General features: G+C 37.9%; 11 protein-coding genes. 5 read left to right on the top strand and 6 right to left on the bottom strand.

The window, feature by feature from the left end:
* Together Q1V95_RS01445 and Q1V95_RS01440 are read right to left on the bottom strand one after the other, a co-directional pair.
* A partial coding sequence (locus tag Q1V95_RS01445) for an N-6 DNA methylase (RefSeq protein ID WP_300669477.1) occupies nucleotides 1-2,934 on the bottom strand: 2,934 nt, incomplete at its 3' end.
* A complete protein-coding gene (locus tag Q1V95_RS01440; protein ID WP_300669475.1) occupies nucleotides 2,921-3,358 on the bottom strand; it encodes a DUF1896 domain-containing protein in 438 nt (145 codons plus the stop codon). The genes Q1V95_RS01445 and Q1V95_RS01440, both read right to left, overlap by 14 nt.
* 219 nt (nucleotides 3,359-3,577) lie before the next feature.
* On the opposite strand from Q1V95_RS01440, the gene Q1V95_RS01435 reads away from it, so the two are divergent.
* The 5 genes from Q1V95_RS01435 to Q1V95_RS01415 are packed head-to-tail and all read left to right on the top strand — an operon-like array spanning nucleotide 3,578 to nucleotide 10,904.
* Nucleotides 3,578-3,766: a helix-turn-helix transcriptional regulator gene (locus Q1V95_RS01435; RefSeq protein WP_032131829.1), complete on the top strand. Its 189-nt coding sequence runs from the start codon at nucleotides 3,578-3,580 to the stop codon at nucleotides 3,764-3,766.
* Complete coding sequence (locus Q1V95_RS01430) at nucleotides 3,763-6,765, top strand: type I restriction endonuclease subunit R (protein ID WP_300669471.1); 3,003 nt, start codon at nucleotides 3,763-3,765, stop codon at nucleotides 6,763-6,765. The genes Q1V95_RS01435 and Q1V95_RS01430 overlap by 4 nt, the downstream gene beginning before the upstream one ends.
* A complete protein-coding gene (locus tag Q1V95_RS01425) occupies nucleotides 6,758-8,044 on the top strand; it encodes a restriction endonuclease subunit S (RefSeq protein ID WP_300669470.1) in 1,287 nt (428 codons plus the stop codon). The genes Q1V95_RS01430 and Q1V95_RS01425 overlap by 8 nt, the downstream gene beginning before the upstream one ends.
* Before the next feature lie 3 nt (nucleotides 8,045-8,047).
* Nucleotides 8,048-9,274, top strand: coding sequence for an AAA family ATPase (locus Q1V95_RS01420; protein ID WP_300669467.1), 1,227 nt, complete (start codon nucleotides 8,048-8,050; stop codon nucleotides 9,272-9,274).
* A gap of 1 nt (nucleotide 9,275) precedes the next feature.
* Entirely contained in the window at nucleotides 9,276-10,904 is a 1,629-nt protein-coding gene (locus tag Q1V95_RS01415) for a type I restriction-modification system subunit M (protein WP_300669465.1), read from the top strand.
* A 10-nt stretch (nucleotides 10,905-10,914) separates the two neighbouring features.
* Here the strand turns inward: Q1V95_RS01415 and Q1V95_RS01410 are convergent, their stop codons facing one another.
* From Q1V95_RS01410 to Q1V95_RS01395, 4 genes are all read right to left on the bottom strand, one after another.
* On the bottom strand, nucleotides 10,915-11,823 hold the full coding sequence (locus Q1V95_RS01410) for an ORF6N domain-containing protein (protein WP_300669482.1): 909 nt from the start codon (nucleotides 11,821-11,823) through the stop codon (nucleotides 10,915-10,917).
* Entirely contained in the window at nucleotides 11,813-13,906 is a 2,094-nt protein-coding gene (locus tag Q1V95_RS01405) for a type IA DNA topoisomerase (RefSeq protein ID WP_300669463.1), read from the bottom strand. Before Q1V95_RS01405 ends, Q1V95_RS01410 begins: the two co-directional genes overlap by 11 nt.
* Before the next feature lie 2 nt (nucleotides 13,907-13,908).
* Nucleotides 13,909-15,360: a DUF3945 domain-containing protein gene (locus Q1V95_RS01400; RefSeq protein WP_300669461.1), complete on the bottom strand. Its 1,452-nt coding sequence runs from the start codon at nucleotides 15,358-15,360 to the stop codon at nucleotides 13,909-13,911.
* 100 nt (nucleotides 15,361-15,460) lie between these two features.
* Entirely contained in the window at nucleotides 15,461-15,742 is a 282-nt protein-coding gene (locus Q1V95_RS01395; protein ID WP_299183161.1) for a helix-turn-helix domain-containing protein, read from the bottom strand.

Raw genomic sequence — 15,742 nt, 5'->3', positions numbered from 1 at the left:
CATTCCCAAACGCTTCATTTCTTGTGCTCCGGTACACATTATTAAGGTCTTTCCTGCACCTACTTCGTGGTCGCAGATAGCACCGTTGTTGAGCTTTATCATCCAAACGGCATCTTTTTGGCTCGAATACAAGTCTTCAATGTCTAATCCCTTACGGTCTAATCCCGGAAACTCCTGATGTGAACCGTCATAGTCCGGTCGGACAAAGCAGTTAAAGGTGTCGTTGTATTGGTCGGTCAGTCTTGTTTTGAACTCATCGTTCTGGGCGTGAAGCCAATCGGTAAAAGCAGTGCGGATTTCGTCAATCTTGGTATTCGCCATTTGTATGGCTTCCATATCCCGCATCTTGACATCTTTGCCATCTATGTGTACCGTTTTAGAAATATCGGGTGTGGTATTAACAAGGGCGTGTTTGAGCAGGGCAATCCCGTCATACGTCCGGCTTTGGGCTTTGACCGCATATTTATCCCAAATGTGTACGTTTTTCTGTTTGCACGTAACGGAAAAATCATCGGCACTATCGGCATAATGGATATTTACATCTGCCTCAAACAAGTACGAAGCAAATCGGGCGTAAATACCTGTGGGTATCCACCGTTCACCGAGATTAAAATCGAGTTCTTCAAATTCAATCCGTCTTTGTCTTGCTTCCTCTAATACAGTAAGGCTTTCTTTGGCTTCCGTATCATCGGGGTTACTTTCGAGATAGGTTTTGACCTCTTTGGCTTTCTCTACTACGTTACCCGCAACCCAACGTTCGGATATTTCATATTCCATTTCTAATGGATTGTAGTAGATACGACAGTGTAAAGCTTCTTTCAGCGTATCGGCAGGCATACCGCTGATTTCGGACATATAGCCCAAATCCACGCTTCCGTATTTGTTCAGCGAAGCCGATAAGGCTTCTTCGGGATTGTCCGTTGCTATGGTTGCAGTCGAAAAAGTTACAGGGCGGTTGAATATATCTGCCTTATGGATTACACCGCCAACGACCCGCTCCAAATAGGGCATTTCTTTACCTGCACTATCCGTTTTGATAAGTTCGATATTTTTAGCATCGTTGAGGTTTCCGTACCTTTTGACAAAAGCATCGTAAAGTTGGTTAAGGGTTTCCCGTTCTTCTTTGTGTTCAGTTTGTTGTTCCGCTTCTTTGATATAAAGTTGTTGGTAAATATCACGTACCGATATGTACGCTTCGGCTCTAGCTTTCTGTAAAGAGGGCAATTGCAAAGGGTGGAAAATAGCCGTACCGTTTGCGGCATCTACTTCTTGCAGATGACCGACCCAACCGTTATCCACGACAAGACAGTCGTTTCGGTAGAACGGTTGCAGTTCGCCACTGTACTGAGCCGATTCGGGAATGGTGTTGATTGTGATATTGGGAATAGCTGGCGTTTCTACATGGGCATTCCCATTTACCTGTGAAAACAAATCGCCAATGGCTTCCTGTTTTTTGCCATTTATTTGAGTTGTTCCGTTAGGTTTTGGCGGTGTATAAGGTTGTTGCATAGCACCGCCGAACAGATTTGTTGTACCTCTTCTTTTCTTTGCCGTTTGCCTTTTGGCTGGTATAATTCTTTTGGGTGGAGCGACTACCATTACAGGCTCGCCTACATTTTCAAACAGGTCAAAAATGCTCAACTGTTTCAGTTCCCGCGGACTTTCCAGATTAATTACCGGAGTTGGTACAGGTTGTGGCTTTTGCTGAATAATAACAGGCTCAACAATCGGAAGTGTTACTTTTAACTCATTTGTAATTTGGAGAACAGACTCATCGTGCATACCACCGTTGTACAAAGCCAAATTCAGGTTCTTTCCAAAATCTTCTGAAAGCATTTGCTTCAAACCTTTGGCAATTCCGGCAACACCGTCTTTGTGGGTATAGATAATTGCAGGTTTTCCATAAGGGTCGGTATCAATTTTTCGGTCGGTATGGATGACCCTTGAACCATTACGAAAAAATGCATTACTTGGAGTTCCGTATTTAGTCTGTTTGCTTTGGCAAAACAATTCTTCCGTTTCGGTCAGACCTTGTTTTGCCGTATTCTTTTGCAGGATTATCAAATCGCTCCCGACCTCCGTACCTGCATATTCCGTAAAGAGATTATTAGGCAACCGGACAACCGACACCAAATTGTTGTTCTCCATTAACGTCCTTCGTATCGGCTCATTCTTTGGGCTGTTCAGAACCCCTTGCGAAGTAATGAAGACCTGTAAACCACCCTCACGGAGCATATCATTTCCTTTCAGAAAGAAGTAATTATGAATGCTTCGGGCAGCTTGAACTTTTGCTGGATCTTTACTTCGTGAAAAAGATAAGTCAAATACGGAAGTATCGCCAAACGGAATATTGCTTGCAACAACATCATAGCTGTTTTGTTCCTTTTCGGGGATTTCCTCAAAACCGCTTATGCGGATAGTGCTTTCAGGGTATAGGTGTTTTAAAACCTTGCCCGTTAGCAAATCCTTTTCGTAGGCGGTAACCTTGAGTTGTTGGCTTTCAGAAAAAGATTGAATAAACGAGCCGATACCTGCGGAGGGTTCGAGGAATTTATCAATATTCAGACCGCTTTCACGCAAGGTTTCGGAAATTACATCTATTACCTGTGGTGGAGTATAAAAAGCCGTCAGTACCGAGCTTTTCATACTATCCACGTACCTACGGTATTGCTTATGATCTTCGGAGTTTTCTTTGAGCAGTTGGTGAAGTTCCTGTGTAATCGGGAATAAATCGTGGTCGTTTTTTCGCCAATGGTTGATGTCAATATCTTCTGCTATAGGGTTCAGAACGAATTTAAGACCGCCAAATCCGCTGTAACGCATCAATGACAGTCTTTCGCTTACGGAGGCTTGCCGTTTCTCCTTTTCCAATGTAAAAGCAATCCGCAGCGCATCAATATTCTGTTGGAGGTGTTGCTTTTTACTGAAGCCCATTTTCCTCTATCCATATTGCGATTATTCCGGTTATTTCGGTATAGAGCAGGTCAAACTCATAACCGTATGCGAAATCATCGGTTAGTGTATATCTTGAAAAAACAGGCTCACAAACAGGGAGCAATTTAAGGGCGAACGGTCGCAGTTCCTCGTCTGCCATCAGGGTATCAAACTCATTGCATACCACTTGGAAAACCGTATCAAATTTGGAGAAGTGCAAGCCCTCGAACAATATGTAATTGGCGATCTCGTTGCATTGTTCAATCGGGTTTCCCGAACGGAAAGCACCCTCATAGGCATTGGAAGCCCACGATGAACGTTGGTCAATAAATTTTTGGTTGTGTGCCTTTTCGGGGAAGCTACTGTTTAGTAGTTCTTGCAGTCGTAATCTGAAATACGACAAGTCTTTTTGCTGTGTACTCATACTATATTTTGTTTAGAATTTTACTGAAAGCCTAAAATTATAGCGGTAGATAAGTGCCTTTGAAGATGTGGCAGGGTTTGGCTTTGAGAGGCGGGATTTGGCGTAATACAGAATTAACCCGTAAGAATTTTGAAAACACCCGATAATATAGTGGGTATTTTCACTTTTTACTATTGTATATTCACTATATTTGACACTGTAAATTTAATTAGGCATTAAATGAACCGGATTAAAGAAGTATTAAAGGAAAAGGGAATTTCACAGGCATGGCTTGCAAAGAAATTGGACAAAAGCTACAATACGATAAATGAGTATGCCCGAAATGTGAGACAGCCTAGTATTGAAGACTTGTATAAAATTGCAAACATTCTTGGAGTTAGTGCCAAAGATTTATTAATAGAACAATGAGCAAAGAGAACCAAATTGAACTTAGCTTAATTGAGCAACTCAAAGGACTTAAGTATATCTATAGACCTGAAATTGTTGATAGGAAATCGTTGGAATCAAATTTCCGTCAGAAATTTGAGGAATTAAATCGTGTAAAATTAACAGATAACGAATTCTTGCGTTTACGGGAGGAAATAATAAATCCAGATGTTTTTGACGCTTCCAAACTATTACGTGAAAGACAGTATTTTCAACGCGAGGATGGAACTCCATTACATTATACTTTGGTAAATAATAAGCAATGGTGTAAGAATGATTTTGAGGTCATCAATCAGTTACGAGTTAATACCGAAAATAGCCATCAGCGATATGACATTATTTTACTCATTAATGGTTTACCAGTTGTTCAAATTGAACTAAAAAAAGGAGATATTTCCCACAGGAAAGCCATGCAGCAAATTGTTGATTATAAAAATGAACCCGGTAATGGATATAGTAACTCTCTGCTTTGTTACATGCAATTATTTATTGTTAGCAATGGAGGTAGAACGCTTTACTTTGCCAATAACAAAAACCAACACTTTGCATTTAACGCCGATGAACAGTTTCTACCGGTGTATGAGTTAGCTGATATCAATAATAAGAAGATTAATAATCTGTATGATTTCACTGAAAAGTTTCTCTCAAAATGTACGCTCGGTGAGATGATCAGTAAATATATGGTTTTGGTTGAGAGTGAGCAAAAATTGCTAGTGATGCGACCTTACCAAATTTATGCGGTAAAAGCAATTGTTGACTGTATTAAAGACAATAGAGGTAATGGCTATATATGGCACACAACTGGAAGTGGCAAAACCTTAACATCCTTCAAAGCATCGATTTTATTAAAAAGTAATCCTGACATCGAAAAGTGTTTGTTTGTGGTTGATCGTAAAGACCTTGATCGACAAACTCGTGAAGAATTTAATAAATTTCAAGAAGGAAGTGTTGAAGAGAATACCAATACCGAAACATTAGTAAAGCGATTACTTTCTTCCGACTATGCGGATAAAGTAATAGTCACTACCATACAGAAATTAGGATTGGCTCTTGATGGAACTAATAAGAAGAATTATAAAGAGCGATTAGAACCTTTACGCAATAAAAGAATGGTATTCATATTTGATGAATGTCACCGTTCTCAATTTGGCGATAACCATAAAGCGATAAAAGAATTTTTTCCAAATGCTCAATTATTTGGTTTTACAGGAACTCCTATTTTTGATGATAATGCAACGTACAATATTCGGGAAGGTGAATATGGTTCCTACAAAACTACCAAGGATATCTTTGAGAAGGAATTGCATGCTTATACCATTACCCATGCCATAGAAGACAAGAACGTCCTTCGTTTTCATATAGATTATTTCAAAGGTCAAGGTAGCCAAAATGCAAAGCCCGGAGAAGCTATAGCACAACAGGCAGTGGTAGAAGCTATTTTAGAAAAACATGAAGCTGCAACAAATAACAGAAAATTTAATGCTGTTTTGGCAACATCATCCATTAATAGTGCTATTGAGTATCATCGCTTATTTAAAGAAATTCAGGAGAAGAAATATTCAAATGATCCTAATTATTCATCTTTAAATATAGCTTGTGTATTTTCTCCTCCAGCACAATTGATTGCCAAAGAAGGTGACCAACAAAGTCAAAAGAATGCCGCGGACATCAAACAGCTTCAGGACGACCTAGCACAGGAAAAAGAAGACAACAAGCACAATCCTGAGGAAAAGAAAAAAGCATTGACTGATATCATATCCGATTACAATAAACAGTTTGGAACAAACCATACTATTAACGAATTTGATATTTACTATCAGGATGTTCAAAGGCGAATCAAAGATCAGAAATACAGTAATAAAGAATATGCCCATAAACATAAGATTGATATTACAATCGTGGTCGATATGCTACTTACTGGATTTGATTCGAAATATCTGAATACACTGTATGTAGATAAAAACCTCAAATATCACGGTCTTATTCAAGCTTTTTCAAGAACGAATCGAGTTTTGAATGATACCAAACCGTATGGCAATATTCTTGATTTTCGCTCACAACAGGATGAAGTAAATCAAGCAATTGCTTTATTTTCTGGTGAGAAAGTAAATAATCCAAGAGAAATATGGCTGATAGATCCCGCTCCGGTTGTAATGGATAAGTTTAAAGGGGCAATAGAGAAATTAAACAAGTTCATGGAAGACAATAGTCTTTCAATGAAACCTGATGATGTTTACAATTTAAAAGGCGATGCAGCAAAAATAGCATTTATCGAAAACTTTAAAGAAGTCCAACGTTTCAAATTACAGTTAGATCAATTTACGGATTTGAATGACGAGCAAAGAGTAGAAATTGAATCTCTTTTACCGAAAGAAACTTTTCAGGATTTCCGTAGCTCTTATATAGAAACTGCTAAGAAATTTCAAAAAAGACAGGAAAAAGAGGGAGATAACGCACCGGCAGAAATTCAACAATTGGATTTTGAGTTCGTTCTGTTTGCTTCTGCTGTGATTGATTATGACTATATCATGAATTTGATTGCTGATAGCACACAGAAGAAGTCCTCAAAGCAGAAAATGACAAAGGCACAGGTCATTAGTCTTTTAAGTGCTAACTCTAACCTAATGGAAGAGCAAATAGATTTGACTGAGTTTATCAGTGCTCTGGATTGGACTACTGGTCATACTGCCGAAGAGCTTAAGAAAATGTATGATCTGTTTAAGGATGAAAAATACAATCAAGAACTAGCAACTATAGCAGCGAAATATGGACTTCAAACCGCAGACTTGAAAGTGTTTGTGGATAAGATTGTTTCTCGAATGATTTTCGATGGTGAAAAACTAACGGATTTATTAGAACCATTACAGTTGAATTGGAAAGAACGTAGAGTGAGAGAATTGGCATTAATGGAAGATTTATTACCACAACTAAAGAAATTAGCCCAAGGGCGTGAAATAGCAGGATTAGCAGCTTATGAATAACGAAAATACTTTGATACCAGAATTGCGTTTTCCTGAATTTATTGATGATGGAGATTGGGAAAAACTTGTCGTAAGTCAAGTTGCAAGTTATGAAAATGGAAAAGCACACGAACAAAATATAATAGAAGACGGAGCTTATATTGTTGTAAACTCAAAATTTATTTCTTCGGACGGAAAAGTCAGAAAATACACAGACAATGCTAATTGTTTGGCCAATAAAGATGATGTTTTAATGGTGCTTAGCGATGTGCCAAATGGAAAAGCAATAGCGAAATGTTTTTATGTTGAAGAAAATAATAAGTTTACTGTTAATCAGAGGATATGTAAGCTAACAGCAACAAAAGTAAATAGTAAAATTTTATATTATGTACTAAATAGGAATTCTTACTTGCTTTCTTTCGATGATGGAGTTAAACAGACTAATCTTCGAAATGAAGATGTTCTAAATTGTCCAGTCTTGCTTCCAAAAAATCCAAAAGAACAGGCGAAAATATCTGAATTTGTTTCTTCTTTAGACGAAATTATTGAAGGTCACATTGAAAGGTTAGACTTATTAGAAGAACATAAAAAGGGATTGATGCAGAATCTATTTCCTCAAAAAGGAGAAAAAAAACCAAAGCATCGATTCCCAGAATTTGAAAATGATGTAGAATGGATTCAAACATCGTTAGGAAAAGTTTATAGGTTTTACATCACGAATTCATTTTCAAGAGATAATTTAAACTATGAAGCTGGAAATGTAAAGAATATACACTATGGAGATATTCATACGAAATTTTCCACTTTATTCGACATTACAAATGAATATGTTCCATTTATCAATGAAGATATATCAATAGATAAAATAAAAGAAGACAGTTATTGTATTGAAGGTGATATCGTTTTTGCAGACGCTTCGGAGGACTTGAATGACATCGGCAAAAGTATTGAGATTGTCAATCTTGATGGACAAAAACTAGTTTCAGGACTTCATACATTGCTGGCGAGGCAAAAGAAGAGCGAGTTAGCTATTGGTTTCGGAGGTTATTTATTTAAATCAGCTTGGATAAGAAGACAAATTCAGAGAGAGTCACAAGGAGCAAAAGTATTAGGAATTTCTGCCACAAGAATTTCAGAAATCTTGATTTCGTTTCCCAAAAATCAAAAAGAACAAAAAAAAATAGCTTCTTGCTTGTCTTCTTTAGATGAGCTAATTATTGCACAAACTAAAAAAATAGATCAATTGAGATTACATAAAAAAGGATTGATGCAATGTCTATTTCCAAAAATGAAAGATTAGGGCATGAGTAATAAAAACGAATTAATCAATTTTACAACCTTAGAAGAAGTTGCTCAGCATTTCAGAAAGGATTTAACGGGCGATCATCGCCCAATGAAAGATTTGGTTCTCTTTTTTGCCCACAACGGCACTGGAAAAACCCGACTTTCCATGGATTTTAAGCAGGCAGGTAAAGAGTTTGATGCAGAAGGAAATGTAACAAACAGAGATACTTTGTATTTTAATGCTTTTACAGAAGACTTATTTTCTTGGAATAACGATTTAGAGAACGACACCAATAGGGTATTAAATTTAAATGCGGATTCAGCTTTTTTTGACGGATTACACGAGTTAGAGTTTGATGCTAAAATCGAAGCATTTTTCAATAACTACGTAGATTTAAAATTCGATATTAATTATGATACTTCGACGGTGACTTTCTCCAGAAGTATCGTTGTTGAAGGAAATGAGCAGACTGTTGAAAATATTAAGATTTCAAGAGGAGAAGAAACGTTATTTATTTGGTGTTTCTTTCTTGCAATCTGCCAATTAGCAATTGATAAAGACCCCGCTTACAGCTGGGTAAAGTATATTTATATTGACGATCCAATTTCTTCACTCGATGAAAATAATGCTATAGCAGTAGCCTGCGATTTATGCAACCTGCTAACAACTGAAAGTAACGAAATCAAAACTGTAATTTCTACACACCATAGCTTATTTTTCAATGTTTTGTATAATGAATTTGGAAGAAAGGTAAAAAATAAACGATACTTTTTACATTGTAAAAAACCTAGCGGGTATGCTTTGCAAGACACCAGTGATACTCCATTTTTCCATCACATCGCAACACTTAGTGAGCTAAAGAAAATCGCTATATCCAACAAAATATATACTTATCATTTTAATTCGTTACGAAGTGTTTTAGAAAAAACTGCAACATTTTTTGGTTATGATAAAATCGATAAATGTATTGATGGAATGGAGGATGAAGTGCTTTTTGAAAGAGCATTGCAACTTTTTAGTCACGGAAAGTATTCAATCTTCGATCCCGTGGAAATGGGTGATGATAATAAAGACCTTTTTAAAAGAATTCTTAAAGCCTTTACTGATAAGTATGAATTTTATTTTCCATTAATCTTTGAAGAAGAAGTGGCAGCAGAATCTCCACAACCAGAAGTAGCACAAGCTGTGCCAACAGTATCAAATGAAGTGGTTCCAATTGTGGAACCTGATCAATCAAACAGTTAAAATGACACAAAAAGAGCAACAAAAATTGGGTAAAGCCCTTTGGGATATAGCAAACGAATTACGAGGTGCAATGAATGCGGATGATTTCCGTGATTATATGCTATCGTTCTTATTTCTAAGATACCTATCAAGTAATTATGAAGAAGCTGCTAAAAAAGAATTAGGCTCAGACTATCCTCAAACGGATTCAAATATCGTTTCAAAATTTGGTGTTACAACACCTCTTCAATTATGGTATGAGAGTAATAATGATGATATCGAGGAATTTGAGAAACAAATGAGAAGAAAGGTTCACTATGTGATAAAACCGCAATATTTGTGGAGTAATATCACTGAGATGGCAAGAACCCAAGATGATGAATTATTACCTACTTTAAATAAAGGTTTTAAATATATTCAAGATGAATCTTTTGACAGTGCTTTTCAAGGGTTATTCTCTGAAATTAACCTAAACTCTGATAAATTAGGAAAAACTAATACAGACAGGAATAAAACACTTTGCAATATCATTCAGAAAATTTCTGAAGGTATAGCTGACTTTTCTACTGATACAGATACCTTAGGAGATGCATATGAGTATTTGATTGGGCAGTTTGCAGCAGGCTCAGGTAAAAAAGCTGGTGAATTTTATACTCCACAGGAAATTTCAACCATTCTATCAGAAATTGTTACGCTTGATAGTCAAGATCCATCGTCTGGGAAAAAGGATAAGCTAGACAAAGTACTTGATTTTGCATGTGGTTCGGGATCCTTGTTATTGAATGTGAGAAACCAAATTAGAAATGCAAAGGGTACTGTCAATAAAATATATGGACAAGAGAAGAATATCACTACTTATAACCTTGCCCGAATGAATATGCTTTTACACGGCATGAAAGATACCGAGTTTGAAATATTTCACGGTGATACCTTACTAAATCATTGGGATCTGTTGAATGAAATGAACCCAAGTAAGAAAGTAGAATTTGATGCAATTGTTGCTAATCCGCCCTTTAGCTTACGTTGGGAGCCAAATGATGCTATGGCTGAAGATTTTCGCTTTAAAAGTCATGGACTAGCTCCCAAATCTGCTGCAGATTTTGCGTTTTTGTTACATGGCTTTCATTTCCTAAGTGATGAAGGTACTATGGCTATAATTTTACCGCATGGTGTTTTATTTCGTGGTGGAGCAGAAGAACGTATTAGAACTAAGCTGTTAAAAGATAATCATATAGATACAGTTATTGGATTACCTTCTAATCTATTCTATTCAACAGGTATTCCAGTTTGTATTTTGGTTTTAAAGAAGTGTAAAAAGCACGATGATATTTTATTTATTAATGCTTCCGAACAATATAAACCAGGAAAAAGACAAAATTCTTTAGAGCCAGAACATATTAAGAGAATCGTTGATACTTATCAATTTAGACCTAAAAATATTGAAAGGTATGCTCGTAGAGTTTCTATGGATGAAATTAAAAAGAATAATTTTAATCTCAATATTTCGAGATACGTTAGCACTGCAGAGGATGATGTTGAAATTGATTTGAACGATGTTAATAGCAAACTTGAAGCTATAAATGAAAAAATCAAAACAAGTACTGACAAACACAATAAATTTTTAAAAGAATTAGGTTTGAAAACTATTTAATTATGAAATACTATTTACCCCCTCCTATTAGGAGGGGGTGTTTTTTACTCAATATTTGGAGCATCTTACCAATCTCAACATCCATTCTGGAAAAGGCAAACCATTTCTTACCTAGGTCTTTTAGCGAGGCTCCAATATGGTAAAGTTCCGTACCGTCAATAATCAAAAAGCGGTCGTGAGCATCGGAGAAAACTTCTATTTCAATAGGCGGATATTGGCTGTTGTACCTTTGTAAATCCAACCGTAGTTGATTGCTGATATTTTTAGTGTAGATAGTAGCGGTTACATTGGGGTTGCGTTTCCCCAATAAAGTCAGCACGGTATCATCCACGTAATTATCCAGTAAGATAATAGAGTTTTTAGCATTTCGGATAATATCGGAAACAAAGGCGTAGGCATCAAATACCTGCCCGTTGTAAAAAATGCCTTTTTCGCTGTGGAGCTTGTCGCTTTCCAATGCCTTAAAAATCTCTTCAAATTTTTGGTCGGCTTCCAGTTGCTTTAACTCGATATTATCCAAACGATGAAACAAAGAAGCATTGCTGATAAGCATTTTTCGCATTTCTACAAAAGCTTCCATAATCTCAACACTGATTTTGATAGCTATATCTGAACGTAGAATAGCAGAAGCCATCGCGATTCCCATATCCGAAAAAACGTTGGGAAGATAACGTCTTCCACCATAATTTAAACTTGAGGTTCCAATTTGGAACCTCAAGTTTTCAAGCTCTTCTTTGTTCAGTTGAAAGCAGAAAGAAGCAGGAAACCTGTTGATATTCCGTTTTACGGCTTTATTAAGGTTCTTTGTTTCCACCTGATACAGCGTAGCGAGGTCGCTATCCAACATCACTTGTTTGCCACGTATGGTATAAATCAGATTTCTGATTTCTTGCGGTACAATAGTCGGTTTATTTTCCATTGCGTTTGTAGCTTTTGTTTTTCTCAAATTCAAAGGAACTTTCTGCTTGCTCATTCAAAACGATGTAAGCATCGAATTTCTTTCCGGCTTTGCTTTTCATTCCTTTGATAAGGGAAGTTTTGCCTTTATTGACAAGATTTTCAATATCGGCAATGCCGATTTGTACACCGCAGACATTACGGAACTGTACCCAATTACAAACCTCATCAGGACACTTCACTATTTTATCACGGATAATGAGTTGCTGGCTTTTGCATTTCGGACAAGCCAATTTAGGCAGGTTGTTTTGAGCAATGGAAGTTTGCAATAGTTCATCGGTAATGGATTTCGCATAGGTTTCCATTTCTCTTTGGAACACTCTTGCATCAATCTCGTTATTTTCTATTTTTTGTAAAGCCAATTCCCATTCGGCAGTCATTGCCACATCTGCAATTTTTCTGTCTTTTACCAATCCATATACCTGCAATCCTTTTTCGGTAGGGATTAGGGATTTCTTATCTCTTTGGATATAATTACGTGTAAACAGTGTTTCGATTATTGCGGCTCTTGTAGCCGGAGTTCCGATACCTATATTTTGCAGGGCTTTCCGTTCGTCTTCGTTTTCGATTTCCTTACCTGCGGTTTCCATTGCCGATAACAGTCCGGCTTCTGTATATAGCACAGGCGGTTTGGTTTTCTTTTCCAAAACTTCGGCTTCTTTGATTTTAAGTTCATCGCCTTTTTTCAGGTCGGGTAAATCCTGTATCGGCTCTGTGTCTTCGTCCGAAAAAGCACCTTTTATCGAACGCCAACCAGCTTCCAAAACCTTACAGCCTTTCAATGTGAAATCATAGTGTGATGCTTCCAATGCTATATCGGTTATCTCTTTGATACAGGCTTGCGAAATGGCTTCGAGCAGTCTGAACGCAATCATATTATAAACCTTTGTTTCGTCTGCATTGAGGGCAGACGGTATCTTGTCGGTAATCAACAATCCGTGGTGGTCTGTTACACGCAAATCGTTTACAATCCGCTTATTAAACCGACCCCATTTCAATTTGGATGTAGCTTGCTTGAAACTATCATTGTCCTGTAATGCCCTTACGAGATTGGGGATTTCAGCCCACATATCTTCGGGTATGTATTTGCTTCCGGTACGGGGGTAGGTAATAAATTTCTTTTCGTAAAGGCTTTGGGCAATATTGAGGGTTTGTTCGGCTAATAGGTTCAGCTTTTTGTTGGCTTCTTTTTGTAAGCCCGTGAGGTCAAAAAGCAGTGGAGGTTGCTCCGTTACATTCTTGCTTTCCACAGATACAACCGTAGCAGTGCCGTGTCTTTGGATTGAACGCAAGGTATCTTCTGTCAGCTTTTGTTCGTCCCATTTCTTTTTGGATATGCTTTTGAAATCAATATCCTCTTTATGGTGTAATAGCTGAATTTGCCAATACTTTTTAACCGAGAAATTCTTGTTTTCCAAATAGCGTTTGCAAATCAAAGCCAATGTAGGCGTTTGCACTCTGCCCAGCGAATAAATACCATTGCCTGCGGCTATGCTCAATGCCTGTGTAGCGTTGATACCCACGAGCCAATCGGCACGGCTTCTGCCTTGTGCCGCCTGATACAATCCGTCAAATTCTTTTCCGTCTTTCAGGCTGTCAAACCCTTGCTTAATGGCTTTTTCGGTAAGTGAGCTTATCCAAAGCCGTTCAAAGGGCTTACGGCATTTCAGATATTCATAAATGTATCTGAAAATAAGCTCTCCCTCACGACCTGCATCGGTCGCAACGATGATGCTGTCGCTTTTATTGAATAGTTCTTTGATTACTTTCAGTTGCTTCAATGCTCCTGTATCGGCTTGATAGTCTTTGTCCTTTTTGACCTTACGAACGGTCAAAACAAACGGGTTCGGGAGTATGGGCAATGAAGCCTTGTCAAACCCCGAAATCCCGTAGTCTTCGGGCATTCCCAAACCGATAAGATGACCGAATGCCCACGTAACAAAATAGCCGTTGCCTGTCAGGTAACCGTCCTTTTTTTCGGAAGCTCCCAACAAGCCCGCTATTTCCCTTGCTACGCTTGGTTTTTCTGCAATGATTGTTTTCATAGTTAGCTCACTTTTTTACCTTTTGATTTTGCAGGCTTGTTTTGTTGCTCCTGTTGTTTTTCATTTTTTGGTCTTTGTTGCCCCGACTTCAAAGGCTCTTTGATGTTTTTGGTCGCTTCGTTGGTTTTGCCCTGCGAATTGACGGCAGTTTGCGTTTTGTGGGCTTCGGTGGGCTGCATTCTTTCTTTATATTGATTAGGAAACTCAAAGCCTGTTTTTCCGGTGGCTTTGTCGAATGTAATATAGCCATTGTAGGTTTGTCCTTTCTTATCAACCAGACCTGCCATATACACGGTTTGACCCGCTTTGAAATCCTTGTACTGCTCATCGGTCAGTTCCTTGCCACGGAATGCTCTTGGAGCTTCCTGCGGTTGGCTTTGCTGATTGCTTTGTTGGTTATTTTGCTTTTGTCCGTTGGAGTTGCTACGGTCAAACAAAAATTCAGGATAGCGTTTTTCGGCATTGTACTGTACCGTTGCAGAGAACTCCGTTCCTTTTGTAGAAATCATACCCTCCAATTTGAGCGGTTTGCCCTCCATTAAGGTTTGCTTTTGTTCATCAGTCAGCTTCACACCCTTTATATCATCTTGAATTTTAATGAAATCCGTCCGTAGAGCAACAACATCATTGGTAAGCCTGTCAATACTGATAATAGACGGCATTAGTTCGCCTGTTTTAGAATTGATTAGATTAACCACACGCCCCATATTGCCTGTTTCGAGCAGGTTTTTCTTGTCCTCATCTGTAAACTTGTGTCCGAAGAACTCAAAGTGCAGATTAGGTTCTTTTTTGATACCGTGTATTGCCACGATAACATTTCCGTCTTCGCCTTGCTGTAAAGACAGACGGGCATCCGTGCGGAGAATTGTACTACCGAGATTAATACCAATCGGTAAAAGCTCATTAGTTTTGTAACCTCTTAATAAGGGGTCAAGCAGGTTTCTTTTTTCAAGATATTCTTTGCTCAATCCGAGATTTTTCATTGTGTCCCAATCAATCTGTTCCGGCTGGTAGCGGTATTCGCTTTTTTCCGGTGTTGTTTGTGTTGTTGCCATATCATTATTATTTTCTTGTTTATTATTCTCTTTTGTATCGGTTTTCACTTCGTGCTTTTTCATTTCCTTTTCGCCCTCGGGAGTAGGATTATCAACCTGTTTCTGCATTTCCTTTGCCTTTTCTACCGCTTCATCAGCAGATACTTTGAAAAATGAAAATTGGGTAGGGTCTTTTAACTGCCTCCAAAAATTGGAGAAGAAGTTGGAAAATAAATCGCCGTGTTTGTCCACACGCATAAACTCGCTTTGGTTCTTTTTCGTAGGGTCAACGGTTTCCATTTTTCCGTTTTCGTCAATACTCTTTACGGCTTGGATTTTCATTTTTTCTTTATCCAGCACCAATAATATGTCCGATAACTGTTCGGGCATTTCCTGTTTGTTCGTTGTTTCTTCGCTCATAATCTGAAAATTTTAAAGTTTTAGTGCCGAAAGTAAATGAAGTTGTTACTGTGTAACTTGAAGTGGCAGTCAAAGGCAGTGTTTGGCACTCATTGGCTTTCTATTTGTTAAAACTCTCTCTGATGAATTGATGTACATCGGATAGCTTGTAATACAGTTTTCCGCTTATCGTATAATAGGGTAGCTTTCCGATGGAGCGATACCGTTGCAGGGAACGGTTACTGATTTTCAGCATTTGCAGTAAATCCTGATTATCCAACAACTCTTCGCCGTCAATACTGTTACGCTTCTTTTTTAAATCGTCTATATGGTCGCTCAACATATCCAGCCTGTCGATTAGTCGTTCCATCCACGATATAAATTCCATTCTGTCAATATTCAT

Source organism: Soonwooa sp., assembly GCF_030151385.1.
Taxonomy (GTDB): Bacteria; Bacteroidota; Bacteroidia; order Flavobacteriales; family Weeksellaceae; genus Soonwooa.
This window is presented reverse-complemented; position numbering and strand designations above follow the sequence as displayed.